Below are 15,285 nucleotides of genomic sequence, written 5' to 3'. Positions count from 1 at the left end.
CCGGAAGGTTTTGCGCAGTGTGCGAGGCACTGCGCGATACCACCTTGACCGCCATCAACACCGAGGGTCGAAGCGGCAGCGCCCTTACCTACTTCAGACGCAGGCGTCGCGCCAGTTTGTGCAAATTGCTGGGGTCGACTTCCAGCATCCGCGCGGCGCTGGCCCAGTTGTCCCCGGACAGGCTCAGGGCCTCGAGGATCTTCTTGCGCTGGTAATCGTCGACGGCTTCGCCCAAGGGCTGGAACGGCAGATCAGCCGTAATGTCCCGGGATGGCTCGACCTCTGCCCCCGGTGCTGCCATCGGGCTGTCGAGATCGAGAACCTCTGGTTCCAGCGTCATGATCGATGTGCGACTCGTCCCGCGACTGAGTTGCTTCAACGCGGCCCGACTGATGACGTGCTCCAGTTCGCGCACATTGCCCGGCCAAGTGTATGCCAGCAAGGCTCGCTCCGCCGCCGGCGACAAACGCAAACCTCGCAGGCCGAGCCGCGCCCGATTGAGCTCCAGAAAATGCCCGGCCAGCATCAACACATCGTGACCACGCTCGCGCAGGGCCGGAATCGGCACCGGGTACACCGAGAGCCGGTGATACAGATCGGCCCGAAACAAGCCGTCGCGGATGCTGTCCGGCAGGTGCCGGTTGGTGGCGGCGATGATGCGTACATCGACGTGCAACGGCTTGTCGGCGCCCAGGCGCTGGATCTCGCCGTTCTGCAGGGTGCGCAACAACTTCGCTTGCACACTTAACGGCAATTCACCCACTTCATCGAGAAACAGCGTGCCACCGTTGGCGGCATCGAACCGTCCGGCGCGGTCACTGGTGGCGCCGGAAAAGGCGCCTTTGACATGCCCGAACAACTCACTCTCTGCCAGCGACTCCGGCAGGGCTGCGCAGTTAACCTGTATCAGCGGTTTGTGGTGGCGCCTTGAAAGACGATGCAAGCGCCGTGCGAACAGCTCTTTGCCGACGCCGGTCTCGCCCAGCAGCAATACCGGCAGATCGGAATCGGCCAGTACATCCAGCTCATTGAGCAACTGATGCAACACCTCACTCTGCCCAAGGATCTCGCCCTCCCCGACGGGCATGCGCAAGTCCTGGGGATCGCTGCGGGACAGGCGCAAGCTGCGGTTTTCCTGCTCCAGGCGAGTGACCCGCACGGCGGCTTCGATCTGCAAAGTGCAACGCTTGAGTTCTTCCCGCGCCCGGTTGTCAAAGGTCCCGGCGTGCAGCGCATCGAGGGTGATCGCGCCCCAGATCCGCCCCTCGACATACAGACTCACGCCCATGCAGTCATGCACCGGCAGCGGTTCGCCGACATGGTTGTCGAGCAAGCCGTCGTAGGGGTCCGGCAGGCGGCTATCGGGCTCGAACCAGGTCGGCTCGCGCGACGCCATGATCGCCGCCAGCCGAGGATGCTGGGCGATGACGAACCGGCGCCCCAACGCTTCATGAACCAGCCCCACCGTCGCAACGGGCCTGAGGCTGTCGTCATCCAGACGCAGCAAGCCCACGGCGCCACTGTTGAAGTATTCGCGCAAGGTCTGGACCAGTCGTTGCAACCGTACGGCATTGGGCAACTCGACGATCAGGTCGGCCGCCAGGCTTTCTCGCAGCATGGTAGTCATCACCCTCTATGGTTGTATTTACCCTGAAGCATCAGGGTGAATATCACCACAACTAAAAATTAATCCATGTTTTTCAATACGTTAAAAATGGCATGCCGGGTGCAATGAGCCTGGGGAACCGTTGAAACCCAAACAAGGAACCCTGATGAGCCAGCCCCTATTGGAACAAAGCCTCGGCCAACTGGCCTGCGACATTCCCGGTGCCACCCGGATCTTTCACACCTTCAAACTGGACTTCTGTTGCGGCGGGCATAAAAGCCTGCGTGAAGCGGCCCTTGGCAAAAACCTCGATCCGGTCCTCATTGCCGACGCCCTGCAGATTCTGCAAGACGCCGGCGAAACCCAGCACGACTGGCGCAACGAACCGTCGGAACTGCTGATCGCCCACCTTCTGACCCGCTACCACGCCCGCCACCGAGAGCAACTGCCGGAGCTGATCCGTCTGGCCCGCCGCGTCGAGCAGGTCCATGGCGCGCGCAGCAGCTGCCCCAACGGCTTGGCCGATCTGCTGACAGACATGCAGCAGGAACTCGAAGGCCACATGCTCAAGGAAGAACAAGTGCTCTTCCCGATGCTGCAACAAGGCGTTGGTCCTCAGGCCGCACCGCCGATCCAGGTGCTGCGTTTCGAACATGATCAACACGGCGAAGCGCTGGAGAAGATGCTCGCCCTGACCCATCACATCACCCCGCCTGCCGATGCCTGCAACACTTGGCGCGCACTCTACCGCGGGTTGCTGGAGTTTAAAGATGACCTGATGCAACACATCCACCTGGAAAACAACGTGTTGTTCATGAATGCCCTGAACCCCCGCCATTGATCGATTGCCGGCCACACCCAACCCGCGCCATCCAACCGGATGACGCGGGTTTTGTTTATGAGGGGCGTATTGCAATCAGCCGTGCCAATAGAACATGGCCTTGGCCAGGATCACGATCAACACCATGTGCCCGAGGATGCTGCGACGAATCCAGCTTGCGCGGGTCGCGGTCAGGCGCGCGTGGGTCAGCCAATAGGCCAGCAGCAAGTAATGACCAATGATGCTCAGGGCCAACAGGATTTTCAGGCTCAGCAACGTACCAAAACTGCTGGCCAGCGGCTGACTCAATGCGCCCCGGTACTGCCACGCCAAACCGATGCCGGCGCCATACAACAGCAACACCACACCATGCAGAACCTTGCGCGAACGCAGGGCAATCGCCTGATCCGCCGTCACTTGCGCAATCTCCGTCAACGGCTGGCGGGCGCGATGCCAGATGACCACCTCGAAAAACAGCGTGCCAATGAAGGCGATTGCCGCCAGCAGGTGTGTGACCAGAAAAAACGGATACATCAGCGCCAGCCTCTGTCAGTGTGCGTGCTCATCCCGGATGACCGTCAACCCGGGCCCGCAGCAGCATCGGCCCGTAGCGCCAGGCATACAGCGCAAACGCCAGCGCCCAGCACAGACCGGCCAGCCACAATGCGGCCAACGGCAAGAACAGGATCAACACCACCCGGCTCAGACACGCCAGGTTGAGCAAAATGAACGCCAGGGTCATGCCCGATGGCGGTTCCAGGGGTCGACCGGTGTGGCCGAGGCTGACCCGCGCGATCATCGCCAGCACCAGGCCAGCCATGGCCCCTATGGTCAGGCAATGCACCGCCAGACTCGGGTTGATCGGCACACCGAAATGCCACAACGCCATCCCGAGACACGCCACCGCCAACCAGCCATAGGCCAGATGCAGCGACCACAGCAACGGCACGCGCCAGAGTGCCCGGTCATGCCAGCGCACCAGACGCACCAGATGCCCTGCCGCCAGTACCGCGAACAGCAGGCCCACCCAGACATTGGGGGCGAGTGCAGGTCCGGCGGCATACAACAACGCCACCAGCGGCGAGCCGACCAACAGCAGTCGATCCAGCCAGGGCCAGGCGGCAACGCCTTCAACCCGACCAAGGCCGCGCTGGGTGAAAAACGGAATTACCCGCCCGCCGATCAACCCCATCATCGCCGCTACCAGCCAGAGGCCGCTCAGCACGCCCTGGCGTTGCCAGCCTTCATGCCCCTCGACCAAGCCATACAGGGACAACCCGTCGGCCCCGGCCAACAACAGCAGAACCACCACAATCGGGTAGTTACGCTTCTGCCGCACCTTCCACAAAGTGAAACCCATGAGTACCGCCACCGCCAACGGGAACGCCAGTTCCAGCACTGCGAGCAACGGCCACGGCGCATTGGCCAGCCAGGCCACCCGCGCCAACAACCACAGCAACGCCAGCGCGGCCAACGGTTTGCTGCTGAGGCCGGGGCGACCGGTCCAGGTCTGCACCGCCGTCAACAGAAAGCCCGCGATAATCGCCAACCCGAACCCGAACAGCAATTCATGCCGATGCCAGCCGAGCCAACCACCCGCCGGCTGCCAGTTGGAAATCGAACCACTGAAGGCCGCCAGCCAGAGCGGAATGACCAGCACTGCCAAAAGGCAACCGGCGAGGAAAAATGGCCGAAAGGCCAGCCGAAACAGCGGCGTGATTGCCATCGCTTTACGGCGGTCAAGCACTTGCATAAAACCACTCCTCTACCTTGTTGCTGACCTGACACCAACCCGCAGGCGCCGAGGTAAATCCAGGGGCAATCATCGGGTATTGCCGATCCATTGCCGTTGTCGCAGATCAAGTGTGCAAGGGGCGTGCCCTGATGCTTTCTCGTATTCCTGTGGCGAGGGAGCTTGCTCCCGCTCGGGTGCGCAGCAGCCGTAAAACCGGCGAATGCGTTCTATCAGACATACCGCGTAGATCGATGTTGGGAGTGCTTCGCACTCCAGCGGGAGCAAGCTCCCTCGCCACAGGGCATTCCGGATCAGGGTACAAATGACCATTAAAGGGTTATTTTAACCCTAATCCTCAGGGTCTTTTTTACCCTCACGCCTGAGAACCCCGCTAAATAAAGGCCTCCAAGCCTGGCCCATGTCTTGCTCAAGCTTGTGGAAATCAAACAAACCGATCCCAGGAGTCGTCATGAAAAAAGTCATCCAGCCACTGGCCTGGTTCGTGGTGTTGACCTCAATCCTGGCCGTGGCCAGTGGCGTTTCCCTGGGCCTCGTCTGACTTGATCACCAGCCCCCCTTCTCAATCTTCAGGATGAATTCTCATGGTGCTTCACCGCGTCCATCACCAGATTCTGCGCAGTCATCACTTGTTCGAGCCGTTGAACGAAGAACAGCTGGACGAATTGATGAGTACCAGCCAATTGCTGAGCATCGACAAAGGCGAGCCGTTGTTTCGTCAGGGTGAGCCGGCCGATGCGTTCTATTTCATAATTTCCGGAGCGGTGAAGATCTATCGACTGACACCGGATGGGCAGGAGAAAGTGTTCGAGGTCATCAGCGATCGGCAAACCTTCGCCGAGGCAATGATGCTGATGGACACCCCAAACTATGTGGCCTCGGCCGAAGCGATCTGCCCCACCCAGCTCTATCGTTTATCCAACAGCACCTACATGCGCCTGCTGCAGAGCAATAGTCGGCTGACCTTCGCACTGCTGGGCAAGCTCTGCGTTCGCTTACATCAACGGGTCAACGAAATCGAAACCCTGTCGCTGAAAAACGCCACCCACCGGGTCGTGCGTTATCTGCTGACGCAACTGGTGCGCCAGCAAACCGTTGACTGCCAATTCGAACTGCCGATGGCCAAGCAACTGATTGCGGGGCATCTGTCGATCCAGCCAGAAACCTTTTCGCGAATCATCCGCCGCTTGATCGATGAAAACATCATCACCCAGGACGGCCGTCAGATCGCCATTCTTGATCGTCTGCGCCTGGAACAGTTCGAGTGAGTGCCATGCCCGCCTGCCTGTATTGCCAACATGCCAACCTTTCACAAGAAACCGAGTGCCACCAATGCGGCATGCCCCTGCCGGCACTGGCCGAACACGCCGGGGAACGTCGACAGCGCCGATTCATGTGGTTCTGCGTTGGCCTGACGGTCTTTTGCGTGGTGATGTTTTTTTGGCTGCCGCGCAGCATTTCCTGAAGACCACACCCACCTCTTGTAGCAGCTGGCGCAGCCTGCGTTCGGCTGCGCAGCAGTCGTAAATACTGAGCCCACGGTATTCCTGAATCACCGCGGTGAATGGTTTTACGACTGCTGCGTCCGAACGCGGCCCGAGCCGAACGCAGCCTCGCACGCTCGGCAGCTGCTACAGGGACGCAGGTGGTCAAGGACATCACGGTTGAGTCAGCTGGCGGTACAACTGCGGCAAGCGCAGGGGCAGTTGTTCGGGCTGGCGGATCAAGGTGTAGCCATTGGCGCCGAACATGTACGGCAGGTAATCCCCGGCCTCGCGATCAATTGTGATGCAGAACGGCGTCAACCCCTGGCGCCGTGCCTCCAGCACCGCTTCGCGGGTGTCCTCGACACCGTAGCGCCCCTCATACAGATCCAGATCATTCGGTTTGCCATCCGTCAGCAGCAACAACAGTTTGCTGCGCCGCTTGCTCGTGCCCAACAGTTGCGTGGCCTGGCGAATGGCGGCGCCCATGCGTGTGTAATACCCCGGTTTGAGACCTTGAATACGACCTCGGCTGGTGTCGTCATAACGCTGGATGAACGACTTGAGTTCCTGCATGCGCACTTGCTGACGACGCAATGAGGAAAACCCGTACAGGGCGAAATCATCACCCAGCACCGACAAGGTTTCGCCGAACAGCAGCAGGCTGTCGCGGATGACGTCGATAACACGATGCTCATCGTTCAGATGGGCGTCGGTGGACATCGATACGTCGGCCAGCAACAGGCACGCCAGGTCGCGGCGAGTCTGCCGCTGCTCCATGAACAAACCGCGTTCGGCGCACTGGCCATGCTCGCGATCAACGTGAAAATCCAGCCAGGCCTGCATGTCCAGCTCTGATCCCTGAGGTTGTTGGCGTAACCATTGACGATCATTGCGCAGGTGCTCGAACTGACGCCGCAAGCGGTGCGCCGAGGCCTTCAAGCGTAGCGGCAGCGGCTGCGCCTCACAGTTGCGGGGCACCAGCATTTGCAGGTTGACGAAGCTGTCCTGCATCTGTTGCTTGCGATAGTCCCACTCCGGCAACTTGATGCCCTCGCCGAGGGGAATATCGTCGACATCGGCCGGTGGTAAATCCAGATGCAGCTTGAGACCGCCACCCTTGCGCAGGCGTGTGCGCGACAGCGTCAACTCGTCCAGGTCGTCGGCGACTCGGGCAGCGTCCGGGTCTTCGCTGTCATCCGACCAACGATCCAGGTCCACGTGCTCGGTCCAACTGAACAGGTTCTCCAGACGCACCACCAGCAGCCCGCCTTCACGGGAGCTTTCATCGATCCGCGTCGCGCGTTTACGCCCGCCTTTCTGCTCGCCGGGTGGCGTGGTCAAAGACTCTTCGGACTCATCGCCCAGATCGGCAGCCTGCGGGCTGGCAAGGTTTTGCGGCGGGTACAACCACAGCGGCAGCGGCCACGCGGCCCGTTCGCTACGGGGAAAGTGCTCGACACTGCCGGGCTCGCGCAACGCCTGGCATAACGCCCGTTCCAGTGCCGCTTCGCTGGCGTTCAACGAGGCCGGATCGGGGCGCAATTGCAGATGGGCATCGACCAGTCGTTGGTACCGAACACGCAGCGCCGGATAGCGTCGCAGCAGCTGTTGCGTCCAGCGTTGATTGTCCCGACCCCAATGGCACATCTGCCCGGCCTGCGCCGCCAGCAACGCGAGCCACCGATAGAGTTCCTCATTCAGTGCCACGTCAGGAAACACCGCCAGGCTCGATGGCAGCCGTAAATTACGCTCGTCACACCACGCCAACGGTACTTGTTTGCAGGTGCCGGCGATTTGCTGCAACACATTGCGTCGCAGCAGCAGATCGCGGTCGCTGGCCGCTTCCACACCGACGCCATTGGCACCGCCCATGGCGCGGAACAACAGCGCCAGCGGGCGTTGCTGGCTGGCCAGTTCAACCCGTGCTTCGGGGAAATCAGGGCTGGCGCGCCGGGTGATGAAACGATGCCAGACACTGCCTACCCACTCTTCCAGTTCGACGGTAAACGCCATGATGCTTGCCCTTGCTGGAAACCAAAAAAACGGCCCGCTGTATCAGCCGGGCCGACCTTTTCCTAGCCATTGCACCCGATCATGAAGGTACAACCGCCGCCGGGGCGCGCAAGGCTGCGCGGCCACGTTGCTTGAAGCTGAGCAGATAACAGAGCAACCCGGCGAAGAAACCGAGACCGGCGCCCAGACGCGCCCAGAACAGCACTTGCAGATGTTCGACCGTGGCCATGAATGGCAATGCGATCCCATCGGCCTGCCAGCGTTGCAGGTAAACCTGTACGACACCGGCCGCGGTGAGGAACAGCGTGATCATCACCATCGACAGGGTCATCAACCAGAAGCCCCAGATTTCGAGGGTCTGTGAACGCTCGTCACCTGCTTCACCCAGCCCGCGCAGGCGTGGCATGGCGTAGCTGATCAAGGTCATCACGATCATCGCGTAAGCACCGTAGAAGGCCAGGTGACCGTGTGCTGCCGTCAATTGCGAACCATGGGTGTAGAAGTTGACCGGCGCCAAGGTATGCAGAAAGCCCCAGACACCCGCACCGAAGAACGCCGTGACCGTGGTGCCCTTGGCCCACAGCGTGGCGGCGCGGTTCGGGTGTTGCCGACGACGGTTCCTCACCATGCTGAAGGCAAAGATCACCATGGCCAGGAACGGCAGCGGCTCAAGTGCCGAGAAGATCGAGCCGACCCACAACCAGACCTCGGGCGCACCGATCCAGAAGAAGTGGTGACCGGTGCCGATGATCCCGGTAATCAGCGCCATGGCGATGATCACGTACAGCCATTTCTCCACGACTTCCCGGTCGACACCGGTGATCTTGATCAGCACGAAGGCGAGCATCGACCCCATGATCAGTTCCCACACGCCTTCCACCCAAAGATGCACCACCCACCACCAGTAGAACTTGTCGCGGGCCAGGTTGCCGGGGTTGTAGAAGGAGAACAGGAAGAACACCGCGAGCCCGATCAACCCGGTCATCATCACCATGCTGACCGTGGTCTTGCGACCTTTGAGCAGGGTCATGCCGATGTTGTAGAGAAAGCCCAGGCACACCACCACAATGCCCATCTTGGTGATGGTCGGCTGTTCCAGGAACTCCCGGCCCATGGTCGGCAGCAGCTCGTTATGCGTCAGTTTGGCCAGGCCCGCATAAGGCACCAGCAGATAGCCAAGAATCGTCAGCACACCAGCAGCGGCGAATACCCAAAACAGAATGATCGCCAGCTTCGGACTGTGCAGTTCGCGGTCGGCCTCTTCCGGAATCAGGTAATAGGCAGCGCCCATGAAGCCGAACAGCAGCCAGACGATCAGCAGATTGGTGTGCACCATCCGCGCCACGTTGAAGGGAATGATCGGGAACAGAAAGTCTCCGATCACGTATTGCACACCCATGATCAAACCGAACAGCACCTGACCGAGAAACAGCATCAGGGCAAACACGAAGTACGGTTTGGCCACGGCTTGCGAGGCGAATTTCAGATGCGGATTAGCGATGCTCATCTCTTAGCCCTCCTTGTTTGGCGGCCAGCCATTGGTGTTGATGTTCGAGCTCCATTTGAGGAACTCGGCGATGTCATCCACCTCTTGCTCGCTCAACTTGAACTGCGGCATCGCTCGTCGGCCCGGTACACCCAGCGGCTGCATTTTCATCCAGGCATGCATAAAAGGTTTAAAACCCTCCTCCCCGCCGCGCCGCTGGAATACGTTGCCCAGCTCAGGGGCGAAATAGGCCCCCTCGCCCAGCAGCGTGTGGCAGCCGACGCAGTTGTTTTGCTCCCAGACCGTCTTGCCGCGAATCACTGATTCGGTTAACTGCGCTTCGTTGCTGCGCACTGGAAAGGTCTGTTCCGTGTGATAGGTCAAGGCCAGGAAAATCAGGAAGAAGAAAATGCTTCCCCCGAAGTAGATATTCCTGGCCATGCCTTTGGTGAAGGTCTCTGACATGGTCGCTTCCTCTTTGCTTGGCGTGCCCATGATAGAAAGCGAGGGGGTAAAACCTGCTTGATGGCGATCAAGAAAGGCAGATGGTTTTGGTCGGGTATCGGCGCCATGAAGCCAGGCACCACCTGTGGCGAGGGAGCTTGTCGGATCGCCGCACCGTCCCGCTCGGTTGCGAAGCAGCCGTAAAACCTGTGCCTGCTTTCTATCTGAATATTCGCGGTGACTGGTTTTAGGGCCGCTGCGCGCCCCAACGGGAGCAAGCTCCCTCGCCACAAGTGGCTAGCGGACCGACACCAGCGTCAGCCCCACAACGGCCGCCAACACCAGCGCCCAGCTCACCATCAACCGGCGCCACAATCGCGGCGCGTGGCGCATCTCCATGAAGCCATCGGTGATCAGCCAGGCCTTGCCGACCGCCACCAGCAAAATGGCAATGGACAACAGCCACGTCGCGCCGACTTGTGACAACACAACGGTGCACACGCTTAATGTGGCCAACGCTGCCCAGCAGACGAGCAACAACCTGGAAGCCGACATCAGAACCTCCGTCAATTCAGCACGTACACCAGCGGAAACAGCACGACCCAGATCAGATCGACCATGTGCCAATACAGCACGCCCGATTCAAGCCCGCTACGGTTGGCCGCGTTGTACAGGCCTCGACGGCAGCGCTCGGCCAGCCAGCCGAGAATGACCATGCCGAGCAATACATGGAGAAAATGAAAACCGGTGAGGATCCAGTAGAGGGTGAAAAACGTGTTGTGCTCCATGCCCAGCCCCGAGGCCAGCAAGTGCCGGTATTCGGTAAGTTTCAACACCACGTAGACGCTGCCGGCAAGCAACGCGGCCAGCAGAAGCACGGCGCCGTGGCGGGACCGGGAACGCCTGACTTGCTCCTGAGCCAGCGCGGCGAACAGCCCAGCGGTGAGCAGGCTCAGGGTCATCGCCAGGCCGGTAGAGGTGTTGAGCAATTGACGGTTTTCACCGAACAACTGCGGCTTGAGTGCCTGGGTCACGGCGAACGCCAGAATCAGGATGGCGAACACCGACAACTCGGCCAAAATGAAAAACCACATCGCCAGATCGCCCGGCAGGTGGCCACGCGCAACGCCCCTGGACTCAGCCGAAGTGGACATCAACCACGCCCATCAGCGCCGCAACCGTCAGCGGATCATCGCTCAGCGGCTCGGCCAGGCAGGCCATGCACGCTTCACGCGGGCTCATGCCGGAGCGGATCATTCGCGCCGTAAAAATCAGCAGCCGCGTCGAGGCGACTTCCTCAAGATCATGTTGATCCAGCCTTCGCAGGGCCTGCCCCAGCCTGACCACTTGCGCCGCCAGCGCGGTGTCTACCTGCGCTTCCCGGCTGACAATACGCTCTTCATCGGCCACCGGTGGATAGCCGAAACGCATCGCCACGAAACGTTGTCGGGTGCTGGGCTTCATGCCTTTGAGCAGGTTCTGGTAGCCGGGGTTGTACGACACGACCAGCATGAATGAGGACGGCGCCTGCAGCACTTCACCGGTGCGTTCCAGGAACAACTCGCGACGATCATCGGCCAGTGGGTGCAGTACGACCACAGTGTCCTGCCGCGCCTCGACCACTTCGTCCAGATAACAAATGCCGCCTTCACGCACCGCGCGAGTCAGTGGCCCGTCCTGCCACCAGGTGCCTTGGGCACCGATCAAATGACGACCGATCAGGTCGGCGGCACTCAGGTCGTCATGGCAAGCCACGGTGTACAGCGGCAGCTTCAGCCGATGGGCCATGTGCTGGACGAAACGAGTCTTGCCGCACCCCGTCGGGCCTTTGATCAGTACGGGCATGCCGTGTCGCCAGGCTTGCTCGAACAGCGCCTCCTCATTATTGAGCGGTTGATAGAAGGGTTCGCAAGACTGGATTCGGTCCATGGGCTGTCTGTTCCAAAAGCGGATTCAAGCAACACGCTACGGACCCCTGCGACAACCTGGCAAGCGGCATGGCCGGCAAACTTGATCGCGGTCAAGCGAGCATTGGCCTGCTCGGGCATAGCCTTGCACGGCACTAAGAACCTGCGTTCTGCGCTGCCGTTTCAGCACATCGCAAAGGTCTTGCCTGAGGAGAAATGGAATGCTGATCAGCAATAGAAAAACGTTTGCTCTGACTGTCGCCACCCTGTGTTCGACGCTGGCCCTCGCGGTGACTCACGCAGCCAGAGCCGAGGAACCCGCCACTGCTGCGGCCAGCCCGCTGATGGTCAAAACCGCCGGAGCGCCCGACATGAGTCAGGCCGAGTTCGACGCGTCCAAGGAAATCTACTTCCAGCGCTGCGCCGGTTGCCACGGCGTGCTGCGCAAAGGCGCAACGGGTAAACCACTGACGCCGGACATCACCCAGTCTCGCGGCCAACCGTATCTGGAGGCGTTGATTACCTTCGGTTCACCGGCGGGCATGCCGAACTGGGGAACATCAAATGCGCTGACCAAGGATCAGATCACGGCCATGGCCAAGTTCATTCAGCACACTCCGCCCACGCCACCGGAATGGGGCATGGCCGAGACGCTGAAAACCTGGAAAGTGCTGGTCAAGCCCGAGGACCGTCCGAAGAAGCAACTGAGCAAACTCAATCTGCCGAACCTGTTTTCGGTTACGTTGCGCGATGACGGCAAGATTGCCCTGATCGACGGTGACAGCAAGAAAATCGTCAAGCTGATCGAGACCGGTTACGCGGTGCACATCTCGCGCATTTCTGCCTCCGGTCGCTACCTGCTGGTGATTGGTCGAGACGCCCGGATCGACATGATCGACCTGTGGCCGGTGGAGCCGACCAAGGTCGCCGAAGTCAAAGTGGGCATCGAGGCGCGCTCGGTGGAGACCTCCAAGTTCAAGGGCTACGAGGACAAATACACCGTCGCCGGCTCCTATTGGCCACCGCAATTCACCATCATGGATGGCGAAACCCTGGAGCCCAAACAGATCGTCTCGACCCGCGGCATGACTGTCGATAAGCAGGAATATCACCCGGAACCCCGGGTCGCGGCGATCATCGCCTCCCACGAATGGCCGGAGTTCATCGTCAACGTCAAGGAAACCGGCAAGGTCATGCTGGTCAATTACCAGGACATCAAAAACCTCACCATCACCTACATCGATGCCGCGCCGTTCCTGCATGACGGCGGTTGGGACAGCACGCACCGCTACTTCATGACCGCCGCCAACAACTCCAACAAAGTCGCAGTGATCGACTCCAAGGATCGCAAGTTGGCGGCCCTGGTGGACGTCGGCAAAACCCCTCACCCGGGTCGTGGCGCCAACTTTGATCATCCTGTCTACGGGCCGGTCTGGGCCACCAGCCACCTGGGAGACGACGGTATCTCGCTGATCGGTACCGACCCGGTCAAACACCCGCAATACGCCTGGAAACAGGTCGCCTCGCTCAAGGGTCAGGGCGGTGGATCGCTGTTCATCAAAACCCACCCCAACTCGCGCCACCTGTATGTCGACACCACCCTCAACCCGGACGCCAAGTTGAGCCAGTCAGTGGCGGTGTTCAACCTCGACAAACTCGACGCCGGCTACACCGTGCTGCCCATCGCCGAGTACGCCGGCATCAAGCAAGGCGCCATGCGGGTCGTGCAGCCGGAATACAACAAGGCCGGCGATGAGGTCTGGTTCTCCGTGTGGAGCGGTCAATCAGAGGAGTCGGCACTGGTGGTGATCGACGACAAAACGCTGAAGCTCAAATCGGTGATCAAGGACAAGCGACTGATCACCCCCACCGGGAAATTCAATGTCTACAACACCCAACATGACATTTATTGAGCTCCATCAATGCAAGGAACGACCATGAAAAATACTCTGCTTTCACTGTTCGCCCTGACCGCTGCGCTGAGCGTGCAGCCGGTTATGGCCCAAGATGCGCAGGAACTGTTCAAGAGCAAACCCTGCGCCGCCTGCCATTCCATCGACACCAAGCTTGTTGGCCCGGCGCTCAAGGATGTCGCGGCCAAGAACGCTGGCGTACCCGAGGCCGTCGACACTCTGGCCAACCACATCAAGAACGGTACGCAAGGCAACTGGGGCCCGATACCAATGCCGGCCAACCCGGTGACGGATGATGAAGCGAAGACACTTGCAACTTGGGTTCTGAGTCTCAAATAGCCAACGGAGGGCGCCATGATGGTTCATCGACACACAGTGGTTCTGGCGGCCCTCCTCCTTTTTTGCGCGACCTCGGTTGCGGCGCCGGACGCCAAGCGTCAGGCCCAACTCGAGCACCTGCTGGCCCAGGATTGCGGCGCCTGCCATGGACTGCACATGACCGGCGGGCTGGGTCCGGACCTGACGCGCGCAACGCTGGCAGGCAAGTCCCGCGACAGCCTGATTGCCACCGTCACCCAAGGTCGCCCCGGCACCGCGATGCCCGGTTGGGCCCCGTTGCTCAGCCCGGACGACATCCGTTGGCTGGTCGATCTTCTTCTCCAGGGATATCCCGCACCATGATCCGTTCAATCCTGCTGTCAGTGGCGACCGGACTGTTGTTATCCGCCTGCGCTCAGTCACCCTTGCGTGGTACCGGCGATCTGGGCGTGGTGGTGGAGCGCGCCACCGGCAGCGTGCAAATCATCGAAAGCGACACCCGCACGGCACTGGCCCGACTCGAAGGCTTCGGCGATCTGTCCCATGCCTCGGTAGTGTTTTCCCGCGACCAGCGTTATGCCTATGTGTTCGGCCGCGACGGCGGGTTGAGCAAAATCGACCTGCTGACCCAACGCATCGACCATCGCGTCATCCAGGGCGGCAACAGCATCGGCGGCGCCATCAGTCAGGACGGCAAGTTGATCGCGGTCTCCAACTACGTGCCTGGCGGCGTGAAGGTGTTCGATGCCATCACTCTGCAACAGGTGGCCGATATTCCCGCGACACCGCTCGCCGATGGCAGCAAACGTTCGCGGGTGGTCGGCCTGGTCGACGCGCCCGGTCAGCGCTTTGTGTTCAGCCTGTTCGATACCGGCGAGATCTGGACCGCCGATTTCAGTCAGGGCAACACGCCGCAGATCAGCCGCTTCACCGGCATCGGCCAGCAACCTTACGACGCGCTGATTACCCCCGATGGTCGCTATTACATGGCTGGGCTGTTCGGCGAAGACGGCATGGCGCAACTCGACCTCTGGCACCCCGAGCGCGGGGTGCAGCGAGTGCTCGGTGATTACGGACGCGGCCAGGCGAAATTGCCCGTCTACAAGATGCCGCACCTGGAGGGTTGGGCCGTTGCCGACAACCAGGCCTTCGTGCCCGCCGTCGGCCGTCATCAGGTGCTGGTGATGGATTCGCGCTCGTGGCAACAGACCGCTGCCATCCCGGTGGCCGGCCAACCGGTGTTCGTCACCTCACGGCCGGACGGTCGGCAACTGTGGGTCAATTTCGCCTACCCGGACAACGATCGGGTCCAGGTCATCGACACCGAGACCCACGCCGTGGTCGCCGATCTACGGCCGGGGCCGGCGGTGCTGCACATGGAATTCACCGCGCGCGGCGACCAGTTGTGGCTGTCATTACGCGATGGCGATCAGGTTCAGGTCTGGGATCCGTACAGCCTGAAGCAGCTGAGCACCCTTCCCGCCACCGCGCCGAGCGGCATCTTCTTCAGCAGTCGCGCGCAGAAAATGGGCTATTGA

The 15,285-nt window shown here is 60.7% G+C and carries 16 protein-coding genes; 7 read left to right on the top strand and 9 right to left on the bottom strand.

Features of this window, described 5'->3' with window-relative positions; all coding sequences use genetic code 11:
* Positions 1 to 88: 88 nt before the first annotated feature.
* A complete protein-coding gene (gene norR / locus LOY36_RS11910; protein WP_258674173.1) occupies positions 89 to 1,618 on the bottom strand; it encodes a nitric oxide reductase transcriptional regulator NorR in 1,530 nt (509 codons plus the stop codon).
* A 154-nt stretch (positions 1,619 to 1,772) separates the two neighbouring features.
* On the opposite strand from norR, the gene ytfE reads away from it, so the two are divergent.
* A complete protein-coding gene (ytfE, locus tag LOY36_RS11905; RefSeq protein WP_258673694.1) occupies positions 1,773 to 2,447 on the top strand; it encodes an iron-sulfur cluster repair protein YtfE in 675 nt (224 codons plus the stop codon).
* A 75-nt stretch (positions 2,448 to 2,522) separates the two neighbouring features.
* On the opposite strand, the gene LOY36_RS11900 is transcribed toward ytfE, so the two are convergent.
* Together LOY36_RS11900 and LOY36_RS11895 are read right to left on the bottom strand one after the other, a co-directional pair.
* Complete coding sequence (locus LOY36_RS11900) at positions 2,523 to 2,960, bottom strand: membrane protein (protein ID WP_019649076.1); 438 nt, start codon at positions 2,958 to 2,960, stop codon at positions 2,523 to 2,525.
* A 28-nt stretch (positions 2,961 to 2,988) separates the two neighbouring features.
* Complete coding sequence (locus LOY36_RS11895) at positions 2,989 to 4,179, bottom strand: NnrS family protein (RefSeq protein WP_258673692.1); 1,191 nt, start codon at positions 4,177 to 4,179, stop codon at positions 2,989 to 2,991.
* 584 nt (positions 4,180 to 4,763) lie between these two features.
* On the opposite strand from LOY36_RS11895, the gene LOY36_RS11890 reads away from it, so the two are divergent.
* Complete coding sequence (locus LOY36_RS11890; protein ID WP_258673691.1) at positions 4,764 to 5,447, top strand: Crp/Fnr family transcriptional regulator; 684 nt, start codon at positions 4,764 to 4,766, stop codon at positions 5,445 to 5,447.
* A 5-nt stretch (positions 5,448 to 5,452) separates the two neighbouring features.
* Positions 5,453 to 5,644, top strand: a complete 192-nt coding sequence (locus LOY36_RS11885) for a protein DnrP (protein WP_408981122.1) — start codon at positions 5,453 to 5,455, stop codon at positions 5,642 to 5,644.
* Positions 5,645 to 5,837: 193 nt separating this feature from the next.
* On the opposite strand, the gene LOY36_RS11880 is transcribed toward LOY36_RS11885, so the two are convergent.
* From LOY36_RS11880 to LOY36_RS11855, 6 genes are all read right to left on the bottom strand, one after another.
* Positions 5,838 to 7,679 carry a nitric oxide reductase activation protein NorD gene (locus LOY36_RS11880; protein ID WP_258673687.1) on the bottom strand — a complete coding sequence of 614 codons (1,842 nt, stop codon included), beginning with the start codon at positions 7,677 to 7,679 and terminating at the stop codon, positions 5,838 to 5,840.
* A 79-nt stretch (positions 7,680 to 7,758) separates the two neighbouring features.
* Positions 7,759 to 9,186, bottom strand: a complete 1,428-nt coding sequence (locus LOY36_RS11875) for a cbb3-type cytochrome c oxidase subunit I (protein WP_258673686.1) — start codon at positions 9,184 to 9,186, stop codon at positions 7,759 to 7,761.
* Between the two features lie 3 nt (positions 9,187 to 9,189).
* Positions 9,190 to 9,630 carry a cytochrome c gene (locus LOY36_RS11870; RefSeq protein WP_258674172.1) on the bottom strand — a complete coding sequence of 147 codons (441 nt, stop codon included), beginning with the start codon at positions 9,628 to 9,630 and terminating at the stop codon, positions 9,190 to 9,192.
* Between the two features lie 276 nt (positions 9,631 to 9,906).
* Positions 9,907 to 10,164, bottom strand: a complete 258-nt coding sequence (locus LOY36_RS11865; protein WP_258673685.1) for a cytochrome C oxidase subunit IV family protein — start codon at positions 10,162 to 10,164, stop codon at positions 9,907 to 9,909.
* An 11-nt stretch (positions 10,165 to 10,175) separates the two neighbouring features.
* A complete protein-coding gene (locus LOY36_RS11860; protein WP_258673683.1) occupies positions 10,176 to 10,763 on the bottom strand; it encodes a cytochrome c oxidase subunit 3 in 588 nt (195 codons plus the stop codon).
* Positions 10,747 to 11,529, bottom strand: coding sequence for a CbbQ/NirQ/NorQ/GpvN family protein (locus LOY36_RS11855; RefSeq protein WP_408981121.1), 783 nt, complete (start codon positions 11,527 to 11,529; stop codon positions 10,747 to 10,749). The genes LOY36_RS11860 and LOY36_RS11855 overlap by 17 nt, the downstream gene beginning before the upstream one ends.
* Before the next feature lie 208 nt (positions 11,530 to 11,737).
* Here LOY36_RS11855 and LOY36_RS11850 point away from each other — a divergent pair, with 208 nt between their 5' ends.
* The 4 genes from LOY36_RS11850 to LOY36_RS11835 are packed head-to-tail and all read left to right on the top strand — an operon-like array spanning position 11,738 to position 15,285.
* Positions 11,738 to 13,429 (top strand): cytochrome D1 domain-containing protein, encoded by a 1,692-nt coding sequence (locus LOY36_RS11850; protein ID WP_408981110.1) that lies wholly within the window; start codon positions 11,738 to 11,740, stop codon positions 13,427 to 13,429.
* Between the two features lie 24 nt (positions 13,430 to 13,453).
* Complete coding sequence (locus LOY36_RS11845; protein WP_258673679.1) at positions 13,454 to 13,768, top strand: c-type cytochrome; 315 nt, start codon at positions 13,454 to 13,456, stop codon at positions 13,766 to 13,768.
* Between the two features lie 15 nt (positions 13,769 to 13,783).
* Complete coding sequence (locus tag LOY36_RS11840) at positions 13,784 to 14,110, top strand: cytochrome c (RefSeq protein WP_258673675.1); 327 nt, start codon at positions 13,784 to 13,786, stop codon at positions 14,108 to 14,110.
* Complete coding sequence (locus LOY36_RS11835; protein ID WP_258673673.1) at positions 14,107 to 15,285, top strand: cytochrome D1 domain-containing protein; 1,179 nt, start codon at positions 14,107 to 14,109, stop codon at positions 15,283 to 15,285. Before LOY36_RS11840 ends, LOY36_RS11835 begins: the two co-directional genes overlap by 4 nt.

The sequence above is a fragment of the Pseudomonas sp. B21-019 genome, from assembly GCF_024749225.1.
Taxonomy (GTDB): Bacteria; Pseudomonadota; Gammaproteobacteria; order Pseudomonadales; family Pseudomonadaceae; genus Aquipseudomonas.
This window is presented reverse-complemented; position numbering and strand designations above follow the sequence as displayed.

Excerpts from the sequence above, each read along its gene's own strand:
- norR (WP_258674173.1), bottom strand. The coding sequence starts at position 1,618 with ATGCTGCGAGAAAGCCTGGCGGCCGACCTGATCGTCGAGTTGCCCAAT.
- ytfE (WP_258673694.1), top strand. The coding sequence starts at position 1,773 with ATGAGCCAGCCCCTATTGGAACAAAGCCTCGGCCAACTGGCCTGCGAC.
- LOY36_RS11900 (WP_019649076.1), bottom strand. The coding sequence starts at position 2,960 with ATGTATCCGTTTTTTCTGGTCACACACCTGCTGGCGGCAATCGCCTTC.
- LOY36_RS11895 (WP_258673692.1), bottom strand. The coding sequence starts at position 4,179 with ATGCAAGTGCTTGACCGCCGTAAAGCGATGGCAATCACGCCGCTGTTT.
- LOY36_RS11890 (WP_258673691.1), top strand. The coding sequence starts at position 4,764 with ATGGTGCTTCACCGCGTCCATCACCAGATTCTGCGCAGTCATCACTTG.
- LOY36_RS11885 (WP_408981122.1), top strand. The coding sequence starts at position 5,453 with ATGCCCGCCTGCCTGTATTGCCAACATGCCAACCTTTCACAAGAAACC.
- LOY36_RS11880 (WP_258673687.1), bottom strand. The coding sequence starts at position 7,679 with ATGGCGTTTACCGTCGAACTGGAAGAGTGGGTAGGCAGTGTCTGGCAT.
- LOY36_RS11875 (WP_258673686.1), bottom strand. The coding sequence starts at position 9,186 with ATGAGCATCGCTAATCCGCATCTGAAATTCGCCTCGCAAGCCGTGGCC.
- LOY36_RS11870 (WP_258674172.1), bottom strand. The coding sequence starts at position 9,630 with ATGTCAGAGACCTTCACCAAAGGCATGGCCAGGAATATCTACTTCGGG.
- LOY36_RS11865 (WP_258673685.1), bottom strand. The coding sequence starts at position 10,164 with ATGTCGGCTTCCAGGTTGTTGCTCGTCTGCTGGGCAGCGTTGGCCACA.
- LOY36_RS11860 (WP_258673683.1), bottom strand. The coding sequence starts at position 10,763 with ATGTCCACTTCGGCTGAGTCCAGGGGCGTTGCGCGTGGCCACCTGCCG.
- LOY36_RS11850 (WP_408981110.1), top strand. The coding sequence starts at position 11,738 with ATGCTGATCAGCAATAGAAAAACGTTTGCTCTGACTGTCGCCACCCTG.
- LOY36_RS11845 (WP_258673679.1), top strand. The coding sequence starts at position 13,454 with ATGAAAAATACTCTGCTTTCACTGTTCGCCCTGACCGCTGCGCTGAGC.
- LOY36_RS11840 (WP_258673675.1), top strand. The coding sequence starts at position 13,784 with ATGATGGTTCATCGACACACAGTGGTTCTGGCGGCCCTCCTCCTTTTT.
- LOY36_RS11835 (WP_258673673.1), top strand. The coding sequence starts at position 14,107 with ATGATCCGTTCAATCCTGCTGTCAGTGGCGACCGGACTGTTGTTATCC.